This window comes from Pseudomonas sp. NFPP02, assembly GCF_900119355.1.
GTDB lineage: Bacteria > Pseudomonadota > Gammaproteobacteria > Pseudomonadales > Pseudomonadaceae > Aquipseudomonas > Aquipseudomonas paracarnis.
The window spans coordinates 506,215-529,982 of record NZ_FPJI01000002.1 but is presented as its reverse complement, the minus strand read 5'-3'; the positions used below and the strand labels follow the sequence as shown (position 1 = coordinate 529,982).

The window sequence follows — 23,768 nt, the reverse complement described above, 5'->3', positions numbered from 1 at the left end:
ACACGGAGATCGCACCATGAAGCGTCGCAGCTTGATCAAGGCTTTCACTTTGTCGGCATCTATTGCCGCCATGGGTTTGACCTGGACCGTCCAGGCCGCCGAGACCATCAAGGTCGGCATCCTGCACTCGCTGTCCGGGACCATGGCGATCTCCGAAACCTCACTCAAAGACATGGCGCTGATGACCATCGACGAGATCAACGCCAAGGGCGGGGTGAACGGCAAGATGCTCGAACCGGTGGTGGTGGACCCGGCGTCCAACTGGCCGCTGTTCGCCGAGAAAGGTCGGCAACTGTTGACCCAGGACAAGGTGGCCGTGGTGTTCGGCTGCTGGACCTCGGTGTCGCGTAAATCCGTACTGCCGGTGTTCGAAGAACTCAACGGCTTGCTGTTCTACCCGGTGCAGTACGAAGGCGAAGAGATGTCGCCCAACGTGTTCTATACCGGTGCGGCCCCGAACCAGCAGGCGATCCCGGCGGTGGAATACCTGATGAGCGAAGAAGGCGGCAGCGCCAAGCGTTTCTTCCTGCTCGGCACCGACTACGTGTACCCGCGCACCACCAACAAGATCCTGCGCTCGTTCCTGCATTCCAAAGGCGTGGCGGATAAAGACATCGAGGAGGTCTACACCCCGTTCGGCCACGCCGATTACCAGACCATCGTCGCCAACATCAAGAAGTTCTCCGCCGGTGGCAAGACCGCGGTGGTCTCCACCGTGAACGGCGACTCCAACGTGCCCTTCTACAAAGAACTGGCCAACCAGGGCTTGAAAGCCACCGAGGTACCGGTGGTGGCGTTCTCGGTGGGTGAAGAAGAACTGCGCGGCATCGACACCAAGCCGCTGGTGGGCAACCTCGCGGCCTGGAACTACTTCCAGTCGGTGGAAAACCCGGTGAACCAGAAGTTCGTGGCCGACTGGAAAGCCTACGCCAAGAAACACAACCTGCCGGGCGCCGACAAAGCCGTGACCAACGACCCGATGGAAGCCACCTATGTGGGCATCCATATGTGGGCGCAGGCGGCGGAAAAAGCCAAGTCCACCGACGTCGACAAGGTGCGTGAAGCCCTGGGCGGCCAGACCTTCGCTGCGCCGTCGGGCTTCACCCTGACCATGGACAAGACCAACCACCACCTGCACAAGCCGGTGATGATCGGTGAGATCCAGGCCGACGGGCAGTTCTCGGTGGTGTGGCAGACCGAAGCGCCGATTCGTGCACAGCCGTGGAGCCCTTACATTCCGGGCAATGACAAAAAACCGGACTATGCCGTGAAGAGCAACTAACGTCCCCACGGCTCGAATGTGGGACATGGTCACTGTGGGAGCTGGCTTGCCTGCGATGCAAACAACTCGGTGTGCCTGACACACCGCAGCGATGCCATCGCAGGCAAGCCAGCTCTTACACACAGCCTGCTCCCACACTGTCCCCGCATGACCAGGACATTTTTATATGCCCACTGCCCTCCACCGCCTCATCCTCGCCCTGCTGTTGTTGCTGCCCTTTGGCGCACACGCCAGCGACGCCGAAGACTTCCTTGCCGCCAACCCGGTGCAGCAAGCCAAACTCCTGCAGGACTGGGCCGCCCAACCCGACCCAACGCGTATCGAGTTGGTGGATGCCCTTGAGCAAGGCCAACTCACACTCAACGGTGAAACCAAGACCGTGCGCCTGAACAACCGCCTGCGCGGTTTGATCAATAACGTGCAAGCCAGCCAGCAACTGCTCGCCGCCGACCCCAAGGTGCGCCTGGACGCAGCGCGCACCCTGCAAAAAAGCGCGGTGCCTGCACAACTTAAATTCCTCGACCAGCAGGTCGCCGCCGAGACGGATGAGCAGGTGCACAGCGCCCTCAGCCTGGCCCTGGCCAACCTGCAACTGGTCGACCCCGACCCGGTGGTGCGCCTGGCGGCCGTGCGCTTGCTCGGCAGCACCGGCGACCCGCTGGCCCGCACGCGCCTAGAGGCGCTGCTGGCGCCAGGCGTGGAAGCCGACGCCGCCGTACACACCGCCGCTGAGACCAGCCTGGCCCAGGTCAAACGCAAACTGATGATGGGTGAGATCCTCGGCCAGGCGTTCAGCGGCATGTCCCTGGGCTCGATCCTGCTGCTGGCGGCCCTGGGCCTGGCGATCACCTTCGGCCTGCTCGGCGTGATCAACATGGCCCACGGCGAGATGCTGATGCTCGGCGCCTACTCCACCTATGTGGTGCAATTGATGATGCAGCGCTATGTGCCCCAGGCCATCGAGTTCTACCCGTTGATCGCGTTGCCGGTGGCGTTTTTTGTCACCGCGGCCATCGGCATGGCGCTGGAACGTACGGTGATTCGCCACCTGTATGGCCGCCCCCTGGAAACTCTGCTCGCCACCTGGGGCATCAGCCTGATGCTGATCCAGCTGGTGCGTCTGGTATTCGGCGCGCAGAACGTCGAAGTGTCTAACCCGGCCTGGCTGTCTGGCGGCATCCAGGTACTGCCCAACCTGGTGCTGCCGTACAACCGCATCGTGATCATTGCCTTCGCGCTGTTCGTGGTGGTGCTCACCTGGCTGCTGCTGAACAAGACGCGCCTGGGTCTGAACGTGCGCGCCGTCACCCAGAACCGCAACATGGCCGCCTGCTGCGGCGTGCCCACCGGGCGCGTGGACATGCTCGCCTTTGGCCTCGGCTCCGGTATCGCAGGTTTGGGCGGTGTGGCGCTGAGCCAGATCGGCAACGTCGGCCCGGACCTGGGCCAGAGCTACATCATCGACTCGTTCCTGGTGGTGGTGCTCGGCGGCGTCGGCCAGTTGGCCGGCAGTGTCATGGCCGCCTTTGGCTTAGGGATCGCCAACAAAATCCTCGAACCCCAGATCGGCGCCGTGCTCGGCAAGATCCTGATCCTCGCGCTGATCATTCTGTTTATCCAGAAACGCCCGCAAGGACTCTTCGCACTGAAAGGACGGGTGATCGACTGATGAACCAGCCATTGATGCTTACGGCCACGCAAAAGGCCGGCCCCAAAGTCACGATTGCAGTCGGTGCAGTCATCCTGCTCCTGCTGCTGGCGTTGCCCCTGTGTTCGTTATTGTCTGCGGACAACCCGCTGCATGTGTCGGCCTACACCTTGACCCTGGTGGGCAAGATTCTCTGTTACGCCATCGTCGCCCTGGCGCTGGACCTGGTGTGGGGTTACGCCGGGATGTTGTCCCTGGGCCACGGTTTGTTCTTCGCCCTGGGCGGCTACGCCATGGGCATGTACTTGATGCGCCAGGCGGCAGGCAGCGAGTTGCCGGCGTTCATGACCTTTTTGTCCTGGACCGAATTGCCCTGGTACTGGGCCGGCACCGACCACTTCCTGTGGGCGTTGTGCCTGGTGGTACTGGCCCCCGGTGTGCTGGCCTTGGTGTTCGGTTTCTTCGCGTTCCGCTCGCGGATCAAGGGCGTGTATTTCTCGATCATGACCCAGGCCCTGACGTTCGCGGGGATGCTGTTGTTCTTTCGCAACGAGACCGGGTTCGGCGGCAACAACGGCTTTACCAACTTCCGCAGCATCTTAGGTTTTGGCATCACTGAACCTGGCACCCGGGCGGTGTTGTTTTTCGCCACGGTGCTGTTGCTGGTGGCCAGCCTCTACATCGGCTGGCGCCTGGCGAAAAGCAAGTTCGGCCGCGTGCTCACCGCCCTGCGCGATGCCGAGAACCGCCTGATGTTCTGCGGCTACGACCCACGCGGTTTCAAGCTGTTCGTGTGGGTGTTGAGCGCAGTGTTGTGCGGCCTTGCCGGTGCGCTGTATGTGCCGCAGGTGGGCATCATCAACCCCAGCGAAATGTCACCGACCAACTCCATCGAAGCCGCTGTGTGGGTAGCGCTGGGCGGGCGTGGCACGTTGATCGGGCCGTTGCTCGGCGCTGGAGTGGTCAATGGCATGAAGAGCTGGTTTACCGTGGCCTTCCCCGAGTACTGGCTGTTCTTCCTGGGCGCGCTGTTCATCATCGTCACCCTGTACCTGCCCAAGGGCGTTATCGGCCTGCTGAAGAAATGAGGAACGTCATGCTTGAACCTATTTTCGACGCAGGCAGCGGCCGCGATGCGATTGGCATCGGCCAGGTCGCGGGCAAAGGGCTCAACACCCGGCACGGCACCATTCTGACCCTGGAAGATATCAGCGTCAGCTTCGATGGGTTCAAGGCCCTCAACGACCTGAACCTGTACATCGGTGTTGGCGAATTGCGCTGCATCATCGGGCCCAACGGCGCGGGCAAGACCACGCTGATGGACGTGATCACCGGCAAGACCCGGCCCAGCCACGGCAAGGCCTGGTTTGGCGAAACCCTGGACCTGACCCGCATGAGCGAAGTGCAGATCGCCCAGGCCGGCATCGGGCGCAAGTTCCAGAAACCCACGGTGTTCGAAGCCTTGAGCGTGTTCGAAAACCTGGAGCTGGCGCAGAAGACCGACAAGTCGGTGTGGGCCAGCCTGCGTGCGCGCCTGAACGGGGAACAGAAGCACCGCATCGAGGAAGTGCTCGACACCATCCGCCTCACCGCCTCCGTGCATCGCCCCGCCGGTTTGCTGTCCCACGGCCAGAAGCAGTTTCTGGAAATCGGCATGTTGCTGATGCAAGACCCGCAACTGTTGCTGCTGGATGAACCGGTAGCAGGCATGACCGATGCCGAAACCGAATTCACCGCCGAGCTGTTCAAGCGCCTGGCCGGCAAGCACTCGTTGATGGTGGTGGAACATGACATGGGGTTTGTCGGCTCGATTGCCGACCACGTGACGGTGTTGCATCAGGGCAGCGTACTGGCCGAAGGGTCGCTGGAACAGGTGCAGGAAAACGAGCGGGTGATCGAGGTTTACCTCGGCCGCTAACGCTGACACGAACGGCTGATCGTTCCCACGCTCCGCGTGGGAATGCCAAGTTGGACGCTCCGCGTCCCGCTGAGCAACGGTGACGCAGAGCGTCACGGGAAGCATTCCCACGCAGAGCGTGGGAACGATCATTGAGGAGAATCGAACATGCTGCAAGTCGACAAGCTGCACCAGTACTACGGCGGTAGCCACATCCTGCGTGGGCTGTCTTTTGACGTGAAGATCGGTGAAGTCACCTGCCTGCTGGGCCGCAACGGCGTGGGCAAGACCACCCTGCTCAAGTGCCTGATGGGCCTGCTGCCGGCCAAGGAGGGCGCAGTGAACTGGGAAGGCAAGGCCATCACCGGTTTCAAGCCGCACCAGCGCGTACATGCCGGCATCGCCTACGTGCCCCAGGGCCGGGAGATATTCGGGCGGCTGACCGTAGAAGAAAACCTGGTGATGGGACTGTCGCGTTTCCCCGGTTCCGAAGCCAAAGAGGTGCCGGCCTTCATCTACGAACTGTTCCCGGTGTTGCTGCAAATGAAGCATCGACGCGGCGGCGACTTGTCCGGCGGGCAGCAGCAACAGTTGGCGATTGGCCGTGCCCTGGCGAGCCGCCCGCGCCTGTTGATTCTCGATGAGCCCACCGAAGGCATCCAGCCGTCGGTGATCAAGGAAATCGGCGCGGTGATCAAGAAGCTCGCGGCGCGCGGCGATATGGCGATCCTGTTGGTGGAGCAGTTCTATGACTTTGCCGCTGAACTGGCTGACCAGTACCTGGTGATGTCCCGTGGGGAAATCGTGCAGCAGGGCCGTGGTGAAAATATGGAACGCGAAGGTGTGCGTGGGCTGGTAACCATCTAATCTGTAGCCTCCTAACGATAAGCACACGCCATGAACCTGCCCGTTACCCCTGCCCTGTTCACGCCCAGCTGGCACGCCGAGCTGGAACTCGGCTACGCGCGTGTCAATGACACCACGCGCCCGGTGCTGCGCCGCCACCTTGGCCCGCTGCGGGTGCAAAAACACCTGTACGCCGAAGGCCCCGAGGTATGCCAGCACATCATCGTGCATCCGCCCGGCGGGATTGCCGGTGGCGATCGCCTGGACATCAGCGCCCATGTGGGCACGGGTGCCTGGGCACAACTGACCAGCCCCGGCGCCGCCAAGTGGTACCGCGCCAGCGGCCCGGCGTTTCAACACGTCAAGTTGACCGTCGAGGCCGGCGCGACGCTGGAATGGCTGCCCCAGGAAACCATCGTATTCAGCGCCGCCCAGGCCGAACTGACCACGCGAGTGGAGCTGTCGGGCGATGCGCGGTTGTTCTACTGGGATGTGGTCGCTCTGGGCCGCCCGGCCAGTGGCGAACGGTTCGACCTTGGCCACTTTCAATCGCACCTGGACATTCGCCGCGACGGCCAGTTGCTCTGGCATGAGCGCCAGCGCATTGTGGGCGCCGATGGATTGCTGGATTCGCCTATCGGGCTGGATGGGCAACCGGTGTTTGCCACGTTGCTGGTGACAGGCGAGATCGACCCTGAACTGCTTGAGCAATGCCGCTCACTGCCCCATGCGGTGCGCGGGGATTTGACCCAATTGCCTGGCTTACTGGTGGCGCGTTGTTTGGCCAGTGAAGCGCTGCTGGCGCGGGGGTGGTTGATTGATTTATGGCGGCTTTTACGCCCGGCGCTGTTTGGGCGTGAAGCAGTCGCACCAAGAATCTGGAGCACATGAAGATGCGCCCTTTTGTAGGAGCGAGCTTGCTCGCGAAAATCGTTAACGATAACGCGGGCCTCCTGAATGCACGCGGCGCCCTCGGGTTTTTCGCGAGCAAGCTCGCTCCTACAGGGGTAAGCGCTCGTCTTTTTAACTGCCTTACTACGGACTGAACCATGGACCTGACCCCACGGGAAAAAGACAAACTGCTGATCTTCACCGCAGGCCTGGTCGCCGAACGGCGCCTGGCACGCGGAGTGAAGCTCAACTACCCGGAGACCATCGCCTATATCTCCGCCGCCCTGATGGAAGGCGCCCGCGATGGCCGCACGGTGGCCGACCTGATGCACTACGGCACCACCCTGCTCAGCCGCGAACAGGTTATGGAAGGTATCCCGGAAATGATCCCGGATATCCAGGTGGAAGCCACGTTCCCCGACGGCACCAAGCTGGTCACCGTCCACCAGCCCATTGCCTGAGGCGCAGCCATGATTCGTGATGCAACCGAACACGACCTGCCGGCGATCCGCGCCATCTACAACGACGCGGTGTTGAACACCACGGCGATCTGGAACGAGCAACCGGTGGACCTGGCCAACCGCCAGGCCTGGTTCAGTGCGCGCCAGGCCCAGCAGTACCCGATCCTGGTCGCGGTGGACAACGACGAAGTCACCGGCTACGCCTCATTCGGCGACTGGCGCCCCTTCGAAGGCTTCCGCTACAGCGTCGAACACTCGGTATACGTGCGCAATGACCAGCGTGGCAAAGGCCTCGGCCCACACCTGATGCAGGCCCTGATCGAGCGCGCCCGCAGCTGCGGCAAGCACGTCATGGTCGCCGCCATCGAAAGCGGCAACCTGGCCTCGATCCGCCTGCATGAGCGCCTGGGCTTCGTGACTACCGGGCAAATGCCGCAAGTGGGCATCAAGTTCGGCCGCTGGCTGGACCTGACCTTTATGCAACTGACCTTGAACCCGGGCGCACAACCGCCCAAGGAGTGACATCGATGAGCGCTGCACAACTGCGTCGAGTCAATGCGGAAAGTTTTGCCCACTACCGCCGGGGCTTGATCGAGCTGTTGCTGGACGCGGTGCAGCACGGCGCGTCGGTGGGCTTCATGGCCGACTTCGATGAGGCCCAGGCCCGGGACTACCTGACCGGCGTGCAAGCCGGCGTCGAGGACACCAGCCTGCTGCTGTGGGTAGTGGTGCGCGACGAGCAGGTGATCGCCAGCGTGCAATTGGCGTTGTGCCAGAAAGCCAACGGCCTGAACCGCGCCGAGGTGCAAAAGTTGCTGGTGCACAGCAGCGCCCGTCGCCATGGCCTGGGCCAGCAATTGATGAATACCCTGGAACTCGCCGCGCGCCAGCACAAGCGTGGCCTGCTGTACCTGGACACCGAGGCCGGCTCCGGCGCCGAAGCCTTTTACCAGTCGCTGCGCTACACCAAGCTCGGTGAACTGCCCGACTATTGCCAAAGCCCGGACGGGCGTTACAGCCCGACCGCCATCTACTACAAGACCCTGGGGCAACCTGCATGATTCCTGGTGAATATCAGATCCAGCCTGGCGAGATCGAACTGAATGTCGGCCGCCGCACCCTCATCCTCGGCGTAGCCAACAGCGGCGACCGGCCGATCCAGGTGGGCTCGCATTACCACTTTTTCGAGACCAATGACGCGCTGGAATTCGACCGCGCGGCCAGCCGTGGCATGCGCCTTAATATTCCGGCGGGCACGGCGGTGCGGTTTGAGCCGGGGCAGCGTCGGGAGGTGGAGTTGGTGGAGTTGAGTGGTGCAAGGCGGGTATTTGGGTTTGCAGGGCGAGTCATGGGCGACCTTTAGGGCCTCATCGCAGGCGAGCCAGCTCCCACCGTTGGAATGCAATTAGATCGTTCCCACGCTCCGCGTGGGAACGCCGCCAGGGACGCTCTGCGTCCGCTCTTTACGTCGTGACGCAAAGCGTCACAGGATGCATTCCCACGCAGAACGTGGGAACGATCGAGGACACACCCATGAAGATATCCAGACAAGCCTACGCCGACATGTACGGCCCCACCGTCGGTGACAAGGTGCGCCTGGCCGACACCGAACTGTTCGTCGAAGTCGAGCAGGACTTCACCGTCTACGGCGAAGAGGTCAAATTCGGCGGCGGCAAGGTGATCCGTGACGGCCAGGGCCAGAGCCAATTGCTCGCCCATGAAGTGGTCGACACGCTGATCACCAACGCATTGATCATCGACCACTGGGGCATCGTCAAGGCCGACGTCGGCTTGAAGAATGGCCGCATCCACGCGATTGGCAAAGCCGGCAACCCGGACATCCAGCCCGGCGTGACCATGGCCATCGGCGCGAGCACCGAAGTGATTGCCGGTGAAGGCATGATCCTCACCGCCGGCGGCATCGACTCCCACGTGCATTTCATTTGCCCACAGCAGATCGAAGAGGCCCTGACCAGCGGCGTCACCACCATGATCGGCGGCGGCACGGGGCCGGCTACCGGCACCAACGCCACCACCTGCACCTCCGGCCCGTGGCACCTTGCGCGGATGCTGCAGGCCAGCGATTCGTTCCCGATGAACATTGGCTTTACCGGCAAGGGCAACGCCAGTTTGCCCGAGCCGCTGATCGAGCAGGTCAAGGCCGGTGCTATCGGTTTGAAGCTACATGAAGACTGGGGCACCACGCCCGCCAGCATCGACAACTGCCTGAGCGTCGCCGATGCCTACGACGTGCAGGTGGCGATCCACAGTGACACCCTCAATGAGTCGGGCTTTGTCGAAACCACCCTCGCCGCGCTCAAGGGCCGCACCATCCACACGTACCACACCGAAGGTGCCGGTGGCGGCCATGCACCGGACATCATCAAGGCCTGCGGCTTCCCCAATGTGCTGCCCAGCTCCACCAACCCGACGCGGCCGTTCACGCGTAATACCATCGACGAACACCTGGACATGTTGATGGTGTGTCACCACCTGGACCCAAGCATTGCCGAAGACGTGGCCTTCGCCGAAAGCCGCATCCGCCGCGAAACCATCGCCGCCGAAGACATCCTGCACGACCTCGGCGCGTTCTCGATGATCAGCTCCGACAGCCAGGCCATGGGCCGTGTCGGCGAAGTGATCACACGCACCTGGCAGACCGCCGACAAGATGAAAAAACAGCGTGGCCCCCTGCCGGGCGACGGCGTGGGCAACGATAACTTCCGCGCCAAACGCTACATCGCCAAGTACACCATCAACCCGGCGATCACCCACGGTATCAGCCATATCGTCGGTTCCATCGAAGTCGGCAAATGGGCCGACCTGGTGCTGTGGCGCCCGGCGTTTTTCGGCATCAAGCCCACGCTGATCCTCAAGGGCGGCGCCATTGCTTCGAGCCTGATGGGCGACGCCAACGCCTCGATCCCGACGCCGCAGCCGGTGCATTACCGCCCCATGTTCGCCAGCTTCGGCAGCTCCCTGCACGCCACCAGCCTGACGTTTATCAGCCAGGCCGCGCAGGCGGCCGGACTGCCCGAGGCCCTGGGCCTGAAGAAGCAGATCGCGGTGGTCAAAGGTTGCCGCGACGTGCAGAAAACCGACCTGATCCACAACGATTACCTGCCGGATATCGAGGTGGACCCACAGACCTATCAGGTCAAGGCTGACGGTCAGTTGCTGTGGTGCGAACCGGCCGAGGTGTTGCCGATGGCCCAGCGGTACTTCCTGTTCTAGAGGATGGCGCGGATCGCTTGATCGGTCAGTGTCTGGTTCAAGGTGATCAGTTCGCCATTGATGCGACCAAAGGTGTCGTCGTAGTCTTGCTGGGACATCAGTTGCCCCGGCTCACTTTCCGAAGCCGGTCGGCCCAGGCGCTGGGCCGACCGGCTGATGGTTTGGCGCAGGGCCTGCCTCGCGCTCTCAGGGAGGTTGGCTGCGGCGGCCCATTGTTCCTGCGCGGCCTGATAGTCAATCAGTGCATCGAATTTTGCGGCAATCGACGCGTAGTCAGCTGGATGAGCCCGCTGCAGAAAGTCGGTCCACATCGGTTGCTCCAGCAGGTTGCCACGCAGCAGCTCGCCTTGGTCCAGTAGCTGTACGCGGTTGAATGCCTCCTCGACCATGGGCGCCGTCACATAATCCTCGCGGAACATCATGCTCCGCGATTGCCAGGGCAGGTCCAGACGGGTTGCCAATGGCGTTGTGTACGCCAGGTAGATCTCGACTTCGTCGATATCAGCGATCAAATTGCCGCGGGCATCGTAATGATCGATGCGTGCGCCTTTGGCGTCGTACTCCGGAAACTTGACGCCGTCATCCTGCAGTTGGGACACGCGCTCATGGGCGATACGGCCCAACTCATCGAGCCGCCACTTGCCCCTGGCCAGGTTGAAGACAGTTTTGCGCACGGAGGCCACGTCCTCGCTGAAGTACGCCGACCAATGCAGCACGGCAACGCCCATCGCATTGAACATCTGGGCTCCGGCGTCCACGCAGGCTGCAGGGTCCCGGGCCATCAGGAACAACTGCTCGCGCAATTCGGCGTCTTCGCCCATCGCCTCGAGTATGCGCCAGACCTTGGCGGTCAGTTCCGGCAACCATACGCCGCCCCTGAGTGTCGAGTCCCCGGAGTTTCTGACGGCACGAAGAACATTGAAAAAGCCCTCAGAGCCAAACGAACCTTCAAGCATGTCCCATAACACTTGCCTGGAGGGCCATTCCTGCGCCGAATAACCGGTTTTCCACTGCTCGCTGTCGCGCGCGCCCCTTTTCGGCAATTGGCGATCCGGATCCCGGCCGGCAGCCTCGATGTACCGCTTGAATTGAGCAAGCAGTTCAGGCGTCAGCGTTTCACGGGTGAGGAAGGTTTTCGCCACAATCAATGCCTTATCCGAGCCCGGCGCGAACTCGGGAATCCGCGCTATCGGGTTCTGCCGCATATCCAGAATGAAGTCTTCCGGCCTGGGCACACGGAACACACTGCTAGGCCACTCCACCAGGCTTGTTTCATTGAGCAGCAAGGTATGTAAGCGCGGCATGCGCCCGACATCCGGTGGCAAGCCGAGTGGGTTCATTTCCAAAAATAACTCTTTGAGATGCACCCGATCTTTCAAACGCAAGACGTCTTCAGGCGTAAGGACAATACTGTTACCGCCCAAATGCAACCGCTGCAAATGCGGCATCTGTTCGATGGCTGACGGCAGGCGTGTCAGTTGAGCGGCCTCGATCCCTAATCGACGCAGACCGCGAAAGTTGGCGAGCAGTGGCTGCACATCCGCATCCGTCAGCTGCGAGCCTTCGGTTCCCACAATGCCCAAGTAGCTGACATGGTCGAAGTTTGCAGTCAGTGCGGGCAAGGTTCGGAGCTGCTGCGCCAGGTCCTCTTCCAACCATTCGATTTTCTGCCCCAAGAGGCGCCCATTTCGATCGTAGTGCCGTGGGCCAACCTTTCTCCAGGCGTCATCCAGCGCCGTATAAATCTTGCGCCTGGCCCTCAGCACCTGGCGTTGCTGGTCACCGAACGCCTCCATGCCTTGGGGCGGTGTGCTCAACCAGTTGTGCAAGGTGGCCTGCAGGGTCTTGTACTCTTGCTCCAACGCACGCAGCCAGCTCAGATCCAGCGCGCCGCGCTCGTTGATCAGGGCGAGCATTTCGTCCCGGGTGATTTCCGGGTACAGGCTGCGGACCCGCTCGCGTGTGATTTTTTCCCACTCAGTGCCACCGCGCCCGCTCAATGGATAGCCGCGACGCTCGCCCGGCAACACGCTCGGCGGTCGAAAAAACGGCAGCTTTTCCGGCGACATGCCCAAGGCTTTGCGCAACGGTGCTCGGCCTAATGCATGTTGCTGGATCAACCCCTTCAATTGCTCACCCTGGCCGACATGGGGCAGGCCAATCGCGTTGCGATGGGCGTCGGTCAACGCGTGCTGCAAGGCGCCATAGAAACCATTGAGGCCATGCAGATCCTGACCGCGCTCATCAAAGGCTTGATAACGTCCATCCTCCGTACGTGCCAGGACCTTGCGATTGCTCGCCTCCTGAGGGCCAAAACTGGCACGCAATGGGCCTTCAAACCGACCCTCGCGCACTTCCAGGCGCAGATTGTCCGACCAGCCGGGCAGCGCCGGCAGTGTGTGGAGGGCCAGGGTTTCGGTGTCTGGGCCGGCCAACGCATCGAGGTACAAGCCTTCATACGCGAGGGTCAGGCGCATTTGCTGCTGCGCCCGGCGCGCCTTTTCAGCGAGGCGCAGGGGAATGCGCTTGGCGCGGCTCATCGTGTCGCGCTCGGTCGGCGTCGCGTCCGCCAGCACTTCGCGCGCCAAAATCGTCGGCACACCGCTGAAGTCACGCTGGATCAGCATAATCGCGGTGTCGGAGAGTGGCTGCTGCTCGACGTAAATACTCTTCATCAACCGCTCGCGCACCTCGATGGCCCTTTGTTCGAGTTTCAATTGCAGGGCCTCGGTTCTCGCCTCGGGTGTGCGGGCGGTGTAACTGCCCACCAGAGCATCGCGCTGAGGTTCGCTGAACGCTTCGATAATGCGTATGGGCAACTGGCCGCTCATCAATTCGGCGCGGTGGACCTGCACGGTGTCCGCCGCCGCAGCCTGCTGATTACCGTATTTGATCGACGGCCCGCTCAACTCGGTGCCGGAAAATGCCTCGATCGCCTTGCTCGCTGGCCATCCAGGCAACTCCACCGCCAGGGATGCGGCATAGCTGCACAGTGCGCTGCTGAGCGAGCCATGGCGAATACCCTCGGCGACGCTCACCGCATCGCGATACGCCCTGAACTGGCGCAGGGTGTCGAGCAGGATCGCCGGTACCGGCTCGCCTTCCACATGCACGCGGCGCAGCACGTCCTCACTCACCGCCGCAACGCTGCGCACCTGCTCCAACTCGGCATCACTGAAGCCCTCCGTCACCGGGCCCAATCGCCGCATCAACGTGGCGCCTTCCCAGGTGTGCGGGCGTTCCACTTCATGGTTCCAGAGGCCAGCGCCGTTGCTCTTCAATATCGGTTGATAGGCCTCGGCGCGCGTGGGATGGAGGATGCGGTATTGCTCGGTCAGCGGGTCTTGTTGCACGGCATAGCGTTTACCCTCCAATGGCAGCACGGTCTGGCCGTTGTGCCGGTGCAGGCCTTGCTCATCCGCCGCCACTGAAGGTAGGGACGCGGTGTGCTCATAGGTCGACAAGTCGGGTTTCCACAGCCGAGTCTTGCCACTGGGGAGAGTGACGGCCTTGAGCTGCTCGATAAACGGCGACACGGTGAAGTGCACCACGGCTGCCTGCACCGCCAGCGTCGCCAGGTTTTCCACCACGTCGGTGATGTGCGCCCAGCCCTCTTCGCGATCGCCTTCGCTCAGCTCGATGACACCTTCGATGACTTCGTAGAGCATTTGCCCGGCCATCGCCACGGCCATCAGCACGCCAAGCGGTGGCACCGCCATGGCCACCAGGTTGAGACCGAACAGGCCAATGCTCATGTAATGCGCGGCGCGCAGTGAGCGCGAGGCCTCATCGACATCGGCGGTGCTCACCGCACGATGCCGCGCATTCTCGAACAGGCGGGCACGCAGGCTGCCCAGGCGATAGGTCCACAGGTCTGCAACTTGCCATAGGTCCGTCAGGGTGTGGGCGCGAATGTTGAATTCAGGGGCAGTGGCATGCACGCGCACGTAGGGATGTGGTTCGCCCAGTGTCGAAGGCGTGGCAAAGGACGGAGAAGTGAGCAGGCGCCCCCATTCCGATCGCAAGGCCTGTGCGCCAAACGGCTGGGGAGGTGCGTCCAGCACCAGTTCGGTCAGCCGTTTGTAGTAGTAGGCGCGGTCTTTGTCGGCAACGAACCGGGCAAAAAAATGCTGGTTCGGCGTAGCCCTCCAGCCTTGGGAGCGGTCAGCTTCCTGGGTGGTTTTCGCGCTCAGGCGCTCGGTCAATGCAGTGCTGAAGTCATTGAAGGTGTCATAGCGCTTGATGGGATGGTCGGGGTCATCGGGAATATAAACGATGACCCAGCAGGTGTAGCCAGGCTTGGCGCAAGCGTCGATGACCAGGCAATCATGCAGGTGCAGGTTCATCAGGCTCAGGCTGCGATACACGATGGGCTTGCCGTCGCTGAGAATGTGTTTTTCCCCGGCCGCCACACGCATCAGCAAGGCGTGGTCGCTGTCACCAATGTCGCCCTTGAGCAACGCCAGGTACGCTGCCGCCTTGAAGGCGGCTTTCTGGTGCCGGACATAACGCTCGCGCAGTTCGGCCTGGGACTCGGCGTGGTCAGGTTTCAACTGCGCCTTGAGGTGAGCCTGGTACTGCTTGCCCAGGTCCAGGTCTCGGCACAGCTGGGTGAACGCATGAATCTTCAGGGTCGTGGTGTGGCGCTCGAAATGATCGCGCACGTCCGGTTGGGTGATGAAACCTGAGGCACTGTCGAAATAGCCCTCTCGAGTCTCGCGTTGCTCAAAGTTGCCAAGGGCAGCGTGCAGCAGGGAGAACGTTTTGACCCTGAAGCCACTGGTCTTTACGCCAAAGGCATCTTCCACCGGTACATACAGGCGCAACCAGGTTTGATTGACGTCCAGCTCGTGGCCGATAGCCTTTAGCTTGGCTTCCAACAAGGGTTGGGCAAACGCTTGCTCCGAGTGTATGTGACTGAAGGTTTTCTCCAGTTCGTTGAGCGAATCGCAACGGGCGTCCAGCAACACTTTGAGCTGATCTTTGTGTGCCTGGGAAGCAGCGTCATACCAGCGGGGAATGGCTGGCGGCGTGTCTTTGAGGGCCTTGCGACGGGAGGGCGAACTGTTGACCAGGCAAGTGGGGATCGCCTGTTTGATCAGCTCGTAATGTTGGCCCTGCTCACCGGGAAGCGGCGTGGCGGGGTCGGTGACCTGAAAGTCCGGCATGGGATGACAACCTTTTTCTTGGAAGAGGTTGTCATCCTAGGCACGCCGTTTTTGCGGCTGGCGCTAACTAAATCAATGACCCGTTCAGAACTGCTCGCGCGGGTTGAACGCAGCCTTTTGCGCCAGGGCCTCCCACAATGCCTTGACCTCATCATCCGCCGCCTTGGGCATGACGGCCTTGAGCTGGATGAACAGATAGCCGCGTTGCCCGGCCTTGTTCAGCAAACCATGGCCCTTGGCACGCATGCGCTGGCCGTTCTGGCTACCGGCAGGCACCTTGAGGTTGATCTTGCCGGTGAGGGTCGGCACGGCCACTTCCGTGCCCAGCGCCAACTCCCAGGGTGCCAGCGGCAGGTTGATGATCAGGTTTTCGCCGTCCACCTCGAACCTGGGGTGGGGCGCAAACTTGATGATCAGGTACAAATCACCATTGGCCCCGCCGCCAATGCCAGGCGCGCCCTGGGCCTTGAGGCGAATGCGCTCGCCATCGGCCACACCGGCCGGGATCTTCACGTTCAGGCTTTTGGTGGTGTTGCTCACATGCCGACCGGAGGCATCGTATTGCGGCACCTGGAAGCTGATCTGCTTGGACTCAGTGGACAGGGTTTCCTCCAGGGAGACCGTGAGCTGCATCTCCACATCCTGGCCCTTGCGCCCGGTAGGACGACGCTGTCCACCACCGAAAGCATCGCCACGCGAGCCGAAGATCGAGCTGAAAAAGTCCGAGAAATCGCCCGCGTCCTGGCCACCGCCAAAACCACCACGGCTCTGCCAGCCCGGCGGCCCCTGGAATGGCTGGCCGTGCTGGCCGTACTTGCGCAGTTCGTCGTATTCGGCGCGCTTGTCGGCGCTTTTCAGCGCTTCATAGGCTTCGGACGCGTCCTTGAACTTGGCTTCGGCGTCCTTTTCCTTGCTGACGTCCGGGTGATATTTGCGCGCCAGCTTGCGATAAGCCGACTTGATCTCTTTGTCGTCAGCCGTGGGCTCGACACCGAGAATCTTGTAATAATCTTTGAAATCCATGGGGGCATCACCATCCGTTATCGATATCGCGCAGCCCGCCACACGGCACGCCATGGCTGGCAGCCTGGGAATTGATGTCAGGGCGCGTCATAAGTTAATCGGCGGCACACAGGGTCAGTGCAATCACTGTGTACCGCCTGGATATGCCCACAAGATTGGGGCAAAACCCGCCCTTTCAAGATGGGATATGGCTATTTACGACGACAGACCCGTTACTTACTCGGGTAGGATCAAGCGAACAGGTTTTTTATTGCCCCCTCAGTGTACTGATAATCCATGCGCAGCTCGGCGCCCGCTGAAATGTCTTCAGTGGCAAATACCGCCGTCAGTATCAAATTCTCGCGTTTGGTTCGCGCACCCTCCCCTACCCCCATCCACCTGTCTGCCTCGACATTGAAGCCCACCGCTTCAACGTTGTAGCCACTGGGGGCCTGGCGCAACGGTTTGCCCTGGGCGTCATACTCGAAGAGGGTATTGATTCTGGAAATAATATTATCCCCCGACAGGTGGATCGGCTCTTCCACCAGGGTATTGCCCCTCGCGACCTTCTTGCTTCCTACCCTCATGGTGTACGTCTGCCCGCTGGGTCCGAAGATCCCCATGGGCAATACCGTTCCGCCGTACACGCCGACGATTTCGCCCTTGGCGATACGCCGGTTGGCAACCACCATGGCCTGGCCTATCAACGCGCTTTCACCGGGCGCTTTCATGTCCTGGGCCGTAAACGAACGTAGCTGGAGTTTCTCTTCATAGCGTGCGCCCACCTGCTCATAGCCCTGAAATTGAATGTAGGGCTTGATCTGCTCCGAGGTGTAGCGCACACCGGGATCTATCGTGACCGCTTGCTCCAATTCGCGAATGCGGATCGCCCGGCCTTGATAGTCCCTGAGCGGGTATTTGCCGTTATTGGCACGGTTATAACTGCCGATGCGATTGGGGCTGGCCGTAAAGTGGATATCGCGACGCATATGGCGCAGTTCCTCCGCCGTGTAGGGCGTTACCGGCATGGACTCCGACGCGTCGAAAAACTCATCGTCGGAGCCCTGCGGCTTCATTCCACCCGCCAAACCCCTGCGCTTCCAGACCCCATGGATATCGGGCTTGGCTACCACACCACTGCTGACCAGCGCCAACGGGTTCTGGGGTGCCTGCACCCGCAAGATGTAATGCTCGCCATCGCCAGCATCCGGCATGCTCGCGACAAAATACTGTTTGCCGTTGAAATCGATGGCTTTAGCCTCAGACAGTTGCAGCTCCTGACCCACAGGCTCCACCAACACTTCAAGGCTCGCAGTGGGCATCAACGCCTGCGCCACTTCATCGCGGGACAGGGTTTGAATCAGCTGTGCTTCTTCGATTGCAAACTGCCCCTGCAGTGCTTCGGCCTCACCGTCGAACACCGCCTTGGAGATTGCACCGGACTCGAAATCGCGCAACAACGCATTCATTTGTTCGTGATGGGGTTGGTTCTGCGCCTCGAACCGCGAGCGGTATTTGTTCGCGATGTAGTCTTGCCAGAATTCTCTGGCAAGCATGGCTTGAAACTCATGCACCGAATTATCCAGGCCGATCACCTTATCGTACGCAGCATCCAGCATCGCCTGGCTGACGTTGCCGAAACGAATGAACCTGGTCTGCTGCGCCTGGCCAGGCAAGTCAAGCCGCTCTTTAAGGCCGTAACGATAGGCCAGCCTGATTTCCACTTCTTCCAGAGCCCTTAGAGCGTCAGCCTTCTGCGTCGCCGTCAGGTCTTCGCGGCTATTGATCGCAGTCCGGCGCTGGTCGATATCCGTAAGGGCGATCTTTTCCACTTCCTCCAGACGGAACAAGCCCCTGGACAGCTTCACCAGCGCGGCGCCCTGAGTCGAATCCAACGCCTGGGCCTTGGCATTGCTGGTCATCAGCAGGATTTCCAGATTACCGAAGGTCAACGCGGCACGGTCGCAACACGTCGCCTGGCCCGCCCATTCGAACATCTCCTTGCGCAGCTGCTCCGACTCGGCGCTGTGGCTGGCAATCGCGTCGATCACCTCCCACACCCGCTGCTGCACATCCTCATATTCAGCGGGCGCCACGTTCAGGTCTCTGAGCATGTCGAAAAAACCGTCCGAGCCTGGCAGTGCACGCAGGGTGGACCATTGGCTTTGGCGCTGGGCAAGCTGCTGCGTTGACAACCCTCTGGCCCAGCGCTGAAACGGCGCTGAGTCGCCAGTAACGGCCTGCGGCACAGCCACCTCCAGAGTGCTGCGCACCAACCTGTTGGCCGCTCGCTCCGGGTCGGTAAGCCGACGGTTGTAATCGGCGATTCGCGCCTGAGTTTCGGCGGACAAGGGGTTCAGGCCCAGGTCAGTGACGCTGGTTACCCGCAGGGATTGCGCCAACGCCTCGTCCGAGGGGGCAATCAGCGCATCGGGCAGCGTTGAAATCCGACTGCCCCTCAGGTACACCGCATCCAGGCTGGGCTGCGCCCCCAGCCCGGTGGGAAAGGTTTCAATATGGGTGTTGCCCATCCCCAGCGAACGCAAATCCGTCATCTGGCTGAAATCCGGCGCGATATCAAGGGGGTTTGAATTGAGGATCAAGGCTCTGAGGGTGCTGCGCGACGCCAGCATCGCAGCCGACTCCGGGTTCAGGCGTATCTGGTTATTTTGCAACGACAGCCGGGTCAGACCATGCATCTGCCCCAGCGCCGGCGGCAACTCGCGCAACTGGTTGCGCGACATGTCCAGCCAGCGTACGCCCTGATGGCGAGCGAGGAACCCCTCAGGCGAAGTACTGAGGTTCATGTTGCTCAGCTTGAGTGAGCCTACGTGGCTGAAGTCCGCATCCAGGTCGGGCAGGCTTGGCAGCGTCAGGCCGCTGAGGTCCAGCTCCAGGCCGAAGGGCTCGCCGTCGTTGGTGAGCTGTTGCGGGGTTTCACGGCGCCAGCAGCGCATGATGCGGTTGTGCGCCAGGTTGCGATCACGCAGTGACGCAGCATCGGTGGCGCGCTCCCCCACGCGCACATAGCGCTGGCGCTCGCCGCCGCCTGAAAATGCCCACGCGTTCAACTGCCTGAGCAGCACAGAAAACTCCTGCCAGCGCCGGTCCAGCTCGGTATCGGCGCCTTCGCCCCAGCTCCAGACAAGCTCCCGGGCCTTTTGCAGGGAATACTCGGGGTACATGTGCTGCACCATTTCCAGGCGTGGATTTCTGCTGTCAAAGGCGCCATCGAGAGCGCCTGACACAAGGTCGGGGCGTGACTGGTTCACGTCCTGCCAATACTTATCGAATGTTTCCCAGTAATCGTGTGGGAAGCGATTGCCATCAAGCAAGGTGACGTTATTGATCCGCACGATCGTTTCCAGTTGATCTGCCGGCGGAACAAGATTGTCCTGCGGTACCTGCAGCAGTCGATTGTGACGTAAGTCGACGCGCTCCAGCCCAGTCTGCGTCCTCAACCCCGAAGGCCAACGCTCGATTCGGGTGAAAGATAGATTCAGCGCTCTTAAATGCGGCATACCGCCGAAATCAGGCAATGTACCCAGCGGATTTTCCGAAAGATCCAGCACTTGCAAGGCATCCAGAGCGCTCAAGCTTGCCGCGCTACGCTCGCTCAGTTTCAGTTCATTGGAGGGCAGTTTCAACGACGTGAGCTGCTTCATATCGCCGATCACCGCCGGCAACTCGACCAACTCGGCGCCAGTCATGCTCAGGCTCTTGATATGCGTGAAATTTTCGAGGAACAACGAGCTGGAGTGCCCCTTCCATGTGAGCCCCGATAACGCCACTTCCTGGACATGACTGAAGTCGGCCTTCAGCGGCGGCAAATCCACCCAACGAATCTCGTCTTTTGAAAGGCGAATATTCAACTGGCTTGCGGTCTCGCGACGCCAGCAGCGTTTGATTGCATCACTCACACGCCATTCGGCGCTGTAGTACGCCAGGGCATGTGGCCCTCTGGAGCGAGCCCACGCTTTCAAGGATTTTTTCAGGTGGTGGTATTCCAGCTCACGACTGGCCAACCCGCCTGGGACATCTTCGCCCAGCGACTGAATAAACGCTGTGACTTGCTCCTCATTGAATGATGGATACAACCGGCGTACCCGCTCTGCCGGAGAGCGAAGCACATTAGCCGCCACCCTTGCCATATGCCGAAAGCCCGGAGCGCCGCCCATCAAGCGGACCATCGGATCGTACTCGGGCTTGCGCAGCGGGTAGTCCTCCAGCACCGTGCGCAACGCCTGGCGCGAAAGAGGGTTGCGTTGAATCGCCTGCTTCAATTCGGCCGCGCTGGCCAACCCGAGACGCTGACGCTCATCGGGCGCGAGTTGCTCCCAGATGGCGCTGTAGAAATCGCCGGGCATGGTTGCCTGGAACTCACCGCTGTCCAGCAGTATCAGGCTGCGCTTGTGCGGGAAGTCGGGGGAGCCGATGGCATCCATCAGCGTGCCCTGCGCCGAATACTGACGCAACTCCACCCGCGAGCCACGGTGCCAGCCCGGCAGGGTTTCCAGGGTACGCAAGGCCAGGCGCTGACTGTCGAGGTGGGTCTGAGTGTCCAGGTGCAGCCCTTCGTAGGCGCGCGCCACGCGGGTTTCCTGCGCGCACCATTGAGCCTGCGTGGCCAACCGGTCAGGCAGGCTGCCGCTGCTGCGAAAAGCGGTCAGCTCATCCACAGCAGCGCCTTGCAGCAAGCGTTCGGCGGCCAGCGTCGGCAAGGCCGGGTAGGCATCCAGCACGCGCTGCACATCGGCGTCAGGCGTTGGGTTCAACGCACGGTAACGTTCCTCCAGCAGCGGTCCCTTGAGACTATCAACGGCATCGCCAAGGTACTGGCGCAGCTTGGCGGCGCGAACGTCCAGCGACTCTTCGGGGCTGCCGGGGAATTCCTTGAGCTGCGGGTCGACACCTTGCAAGGTGTACAGCAACTCCCTGAGTAAGCGGCCCTGGGCCATGGCGGTCTCGGTCAACACCATCACGCGCTTGGGCAATAGGGGAGACGCATCGGCGCTTTCCCACACGACCTCGCCCGTTGGGCCGATGACTTTCAGCGCTACGCCATCAGGCAGCAGGCCGCGGCGTTGAAGCAGGTCAAACTGCAGTGCCGGTTCGGCCTTCTGGTAGACCAGCGGGTCGCTGCTTTTGATTTGCTCGACAAAGGTGGTCAGTTGCTGATGCAGCTCGAAGCGCTTGATGGTGTCGTCAAGCAACAGCGGCAAGGGTTCATGATCGACCGCAACCTGGCGCAGAGCGTCAGGTTCGACACCGCTGATACGCAACGGATCCGCCTGCTCGACCAGCCCGAGGCGCTTGATCAAGGTGGGTTCGTCCCAGGTCAGCGGTTCTTCGAGCTCATGGGTCCACACCCCGTTATGGTTGTGTTCCAATTCCGGCGCATAGGCGTCAGGGCGAGTCGGGTGCTGGATACGGTACTGGCCGCTCGGGTCTTGCTTGACCTGGTAATGCGCATCCTCGAACGACACCCATTGCTGACCGGCATGATCGTACAGGCCCAACGCATTGGGCTTGACCTCTGGCGCCGGCTTGGTGGTAGAGGCATAGGGCCTGAGGTCGGGGTTCCACAGCACCTGCTTGCCCGCGGGCAGCGTCACCGGTTTGAGGTGATCCACTGCGCTTTGCCATTTGACGGCGGGCACCACCTTGGACCCCGTGGCAATGAACGCTACGTTCAGGGCTACCGATGAAAAATGCGCCCACATCTGCCGGGGCTCGCCTTGATCGTAGGCCTCGATGCCTTCAAACACTTCGTAGCACATCTGCGATGCACCCACGGCCAACATGATCGGGCCAAGCCCCGGCACCACGAACGCGGCCAGGTTGAATACGCTGACGGCCGCCTCGAAAAAGCCTTCCAGGCGTTCAAGCCGGGCCTTGCGGTCCTCGTCCTCGGTGGGCACGGCCACTGCGCGTGCATCGCTCAAGATCTTGCTGATATGCGCTTGGCGACTGCGCTGCCACAGCTCACCGGCAAGGGCGAACTCTTGCATAGGCAAGCGCGCCAACGGCGTGCGCAACGGGTAGTCCGCGCCGCCATTGCCGTTACTGGCAGGCTGGTACAGACGGTTGAACCGGGTGAAGAACCCGCCTTGTTCGCGCACCGGCACAAAGCGGCTGAAGAAGCGCCGGTACGATGCGCTGTGCAGACGGGTACGCAAGTCGGCCATGAATTCGCCACTGGACGCATACTCCTTGAGGGGCTGTTGCGGGTCGCCGGGGATGTACACCACCAGAGGCTCGGGGCGGTTGGTGTTTTGCCGATCAGGGCCGATCAGCAGCGGCCCCACCAATACGCTGTCGAACACGTTGAGCGCGGTGTATGTCACTGGCTTCCCGGCCAGTTTCGGCGTGGCGGAGCCCGTGACCACATTCTGGAGCATCTGGCAGGCGTCGGCACTGAGCGGTCCGGTGCTTTGCAACCGGGCAATATCGATGCACAGTGCCAACTGCTCGCGTTGATGCTCTTCCAACAGCTGTTCAAGCGCCTGGCGTTCATCCGCGTCCTGGGGCTCTACAATGGCCTTGATATGCGCCTGATAAAGCGCGCCAAGGTCCAATGTGCGGCAAAGCCTGGCGAAAGCATGGGGCGTGATCGCCACCGCCTGTGCATGGACGGCCGCGAAGGTCGCAATGATGTGGGGGTTTTCTAGGTTGAAGGTGGTGATCAGTTGGCAATCGGTGCACGACGACGGCTGCTCTTCATCGGCCTCGAAATTGGCCAGGGCCGCTTCCAACAGGGAAATGCCGCGATACCTGTAGCTCAGTGACGGGTCGTTTTGCTGCTCGAAAACAAAGGCACCGTAGAAGTCATCGCGAGCACCTTTTGAGCCGTATTTGCGCACGAAAAATACATTGCGCACATCCAGTTCCAGGTTGAACTCTTTCTTGATCGCCTCTTTGAGCGGCTGTTCGGCGAAGGCCAGGACGTCTTCGATCTGGCCCAGGTGCTCTTCAATCGCATTGAGCGTTTCGCGAAAGCGCGTGTGCCGGGCAGCCAGAGTGGTTTTGTCTTGGTGAGTGGCGGCCAGGTACCAGGCAGGAATATCCATCTCGTGCGTGCCTAGCTCTTGCTGGCGTTGCGGCGTGCCTTCCATGAACCAGTTCGGCACGCGTTGTTTGAGAAAGTCGTAATGCACGCCGCGCAGGTCGGCGTTGAAGGTTGCATCAGGCATAGCGATTCGTCCGTGAGGGCAGTAAAACCCGAGCCTAACCAAGCCCCTGCCGGTTCAAGACGTAGCTATATAGCGCGAATTTACGGATCGCCGGTCTACGCATCCGCTCGCGAGTGACATACACTGCGCGGCCGTTTTTTGCCCGG

At 61.4% G+C, this 23,768-nt stretch carries 14 protein-coding genes; 11 read left to right on the top strand and 3 right to left on the bottom strand.

Features of this window, described 5'->3' with window-relative positions; translation table 11 throughout:
• Positions 1–16 precede the first annotated feature (16 nt).
• The 11 genes from urtA (at position 17) to ureC (ending at position 10,259) form a co-directional block, all read left to right on the top strand.
• Positions 17–1,282, top strand: a complete 1,266-nt coding sequence (gene urtA, locus BT204_RS05725; RefSeq protein ID WP_003188149.1) for an urea ABC transporter substrate-binding protein — start codon at positions 17–19, stop codon at positions 1,280–1,282.
• A gap of 166 nt (positions 1,283–1,448) precedes the next feature.
• Entirely contained in the window at positions 1,449–2,951 is a 1,503-nt protein-coding gene (gene urtB, locus BT204_RS05720; protein WP_054896384.1) for an urea ABC transporter permease subunit UrtB, read from the top strand.
• Positions 2,951–4,018: an urea ABC transporter permease subunit UrtC gene (gene urtC / locus BT204_RS05715; protein WP_034126400.1), complete on the top strand. Its 1,068-nt coding sequence runs from the start codon at positions 2,951–2,953 to the stop codon at positions 4,016–4,018. Before urtB ends, urtC begins: the two co-directional genes overlap by 1 nt.
• A complete protein-coding gene (gene urtD, locus BT204_RS05710) occupies positions 4,015–4,848 on the top strand; it encodes an urea ABC transporter ATP-binding protein UrtD (RefSeq protein WP_161975077.1) in 834 nt (277 codons plus the stop codon). Before urtC ends, urtD begins: the two co-directional genes overlap by 4 nt.
• A 147-nt stretch (positions 4,849–4,995) precedes the next feature.
• The gene (gene urtE, locus BT204_RS05705; protein ID WP_072445919.1) at positions 4,996–5,694 is read left to right on the top strand and encodes an urea ABC transporter ATP-binding subunit UrtE; all 699 of its coding nucleotides are present in this window, start codon (positions 4,996–4,998) and stop codon (positions 5,692–5,694) included.
• Between the two features lie 30 nt (positions 5,695–5,724).
• Positions 5,725–6,564 (top strand): urease accessory protein UreD, encoded by an 840-nt coding sequence (locus tag BT204_RS05700; protein WP_054896382.1) that lies wholly within the window; start codon positions 5,725–5,727, stop codon positions 6,562–6,564.
• A gap of 158 nt (positions 6,565–6,722) precedes the next feature.
• Positions 6,723–7,025: an urease subunit gamma gene (gene ureA / locus BT204_RS05695; protein ID WP_003171437.1), complete on the top strand. Its 303-nt coding sequence runs from the start codon at positions 6,723–6,725 to the stop codon at positions 7,023–7,025.
• Positions 7,026–7,034: 9 nt separating this feature from the next.
• Positions 7,035–7,547, top strand: a complete 513-nt coding sequence (locus tag BT204_RS05690) for a GNAT family N-acetyltransferase (protein WP_019818288.1) — start codon at positions 7,035–7,037, stop codon at positions 7,545–7,547.
• A gap of 5 nt (positions 7,548–7,552) precedes the next feature.
• Entirely contained in the window at positions 7,553–8,086 is a 534-nt protein-coding gene (locus BT204_RS05685; protein WP_054896380.1) for a GNAT family N-acetyltransferase, read from the top strand.
• Positions 8,083–8,388, top strand: a complete 306-nt coding sequence (locus tag BT204_RS05680; protein ID WP_054896379.1) for an urease subunit beta — start codon at positions 8,083–8,085, stop codon at positions 8,386–8,388. The genes BT204_RS05685 and BT204_RS05680 overlap by 4 nt, the downstream gene beginning before the upstream one ends.
• Positions 8,389–8,558: 170 nt before the next feature.
• A complete protein-coding gene (gene ureC / locus BT204_RS05670) occupies positions 8,559–10,259 on the top strand; it encodes an urease subunit alpha (RefSeq protein ID WP_054896378.1) in 1,701 nt (566 codons plus the stop codon).
• On the opposite strand, the gene BT204_RS05665 is transcribed toward ureC, so the two are convergent.
• The 3 genes from BT204_RS05665 to BT204_RS05655 form a co-directional block, all read right to left on the bottom strand.
• On the bottom strand, positions 10,256–15,427 hold the full coding sequence (locus BT204_RS05665) for a dermonecrotic toxin domain-containing protein (RefSeq protein ID WP_072445915.1): 5,172 nt from the start codon (positions 15,425–15,427) through the stop codon (positions 10,256–10,258). The genes ureC and BT204_RS05665 overlap by 4 nt on opposite strands.
• 84 nt (positions 15,428–15,511) lie before the next feature.
• Positions 15,512–16,450: a DnaJ C-terminal domain-containing protein gene (locus tag BT204_RS05660; protein ID WP_034126393.1), complete on the bottom strand. Its 939-nt coding sequence runs from the start codon at positions 16,448–16,450 to the stop codon at positions 15,512–15,514.
• Positions 16,451–16,680: 230 nt separating this feature from the next.
• Positions 16,681–23,622, bottom strand: coding sequence for a dermonecrotic toxin domain-containing protein (locus tag BT204_RS05655; protein WP_072445913.1), 6,942 nt, complete (start codon positions 23,620–23,622; stop codon positions 16,681–16,683).
• Positions 23,623–23,768 lie beyond the last annotated feature (146 nt).

What these genes read in the sequence shown, in the direction of transcription:
- urtA (WP_003188149.1), top strand. Translation starts at nt 17, where the DNA reads ATGAAGCGTCGCAGCTTGATCAAGGCTTTCACTTTGTCGGCATCTATT.
- urtB (WP_054896384.1), top strand. Translation starts at nt 1,449, where the DNA reads ATGCCCACTGCCCTCCACCGCCTCATCCTCGCCCTGCTGTTGTTGCTG.
- urtC (WP_034126400.1), top strand. Translation starts at nt 2,951, where the DNA reads ATGAACCAGCCATTGATGCTTACGGCCACGCAAAAGGCCGGCCCCAAA.
- urtD (WP_161975077.1), top strand. Translation starts at nt 4,015, where the DNA reads ATGAGGAACGTCATGCTTGAACCTATTTTCGACGCAGGCAGCGGCCGC.
- urtE (WP_072445919.1), top strand. Translation starts at nt 4,996, where the DNA reads ATGCTGCAAGTCGACAAGCTGCACCAGTACTACGGCGGTAGCCACATC.
- BT204_RS05700 (WP_054896382.1), top strand. Translation starts at nt 5,725, where the DNA reads ATGAACCTGCCCGTTACCCCTGCCCTGTTCACGCCCAGCTGGCACGCC.
- ureA (WP_003171437.1), top strand. Translation starts at nt 6,723, where the DNA reads ATGGACCTGACCCCACGGGAAAAAGACAAACTGCTGATCTTCACCGCA.
- BT204_RS05690 (WP_019818288.1), top strand. Translation starts at nt 7,035, where the DNA reads ATGATTCGTGATGCAACCGAACACGACCTGCCGGCGATCCGCGCCATC.
- BT204_RS05685 (WP_054896380.1), top strand. Translation starts at nt 7,553, where the DNA reads ATGAGCGCTGCACAACTGCGTCGAGTCAATGCGGAAAGTTTTGCCCAC.
- BT204_RS05680 (WP_054896379.1), top strand. Translation starts at nt 8,083, where the DNA reads ATGATTCCTGGTGAATATCAGATCCAGCCTGGCGAGATCGAACTGAAT.
- ureC (WP_054896378.1), top strand. Translation starts at nt 8,559, where the DNA reads ATGAAGATATCCAGACAAGCCTACGCCGACATGTACGGCCCCACCGTC.
- BT204_RS05665 (WP_072445915.1), bottom strand. Translation starts at nt 15,427, where the DNA reads ATGCCGGACTTTCAGGTCACCGACCCCGCCACGCCGCTTCCCGGTGAG.
- BT204_RS05660 (WP_034126393.1), bottom strand. Translation starts at nt 16,450, where the DNA reads ATGGATTTCAAAGATTATTACAAGATTCTCGGTGTCGAGCCCACGGCT.
- BT204_RS05655 (WP_072445913.1), bottom strand. Translation starts at nt 23,622, where the DNA reads ATGCCTGATGCAACCTTCAACGCCGACCTGCGCGGCGTGCATTACGAC.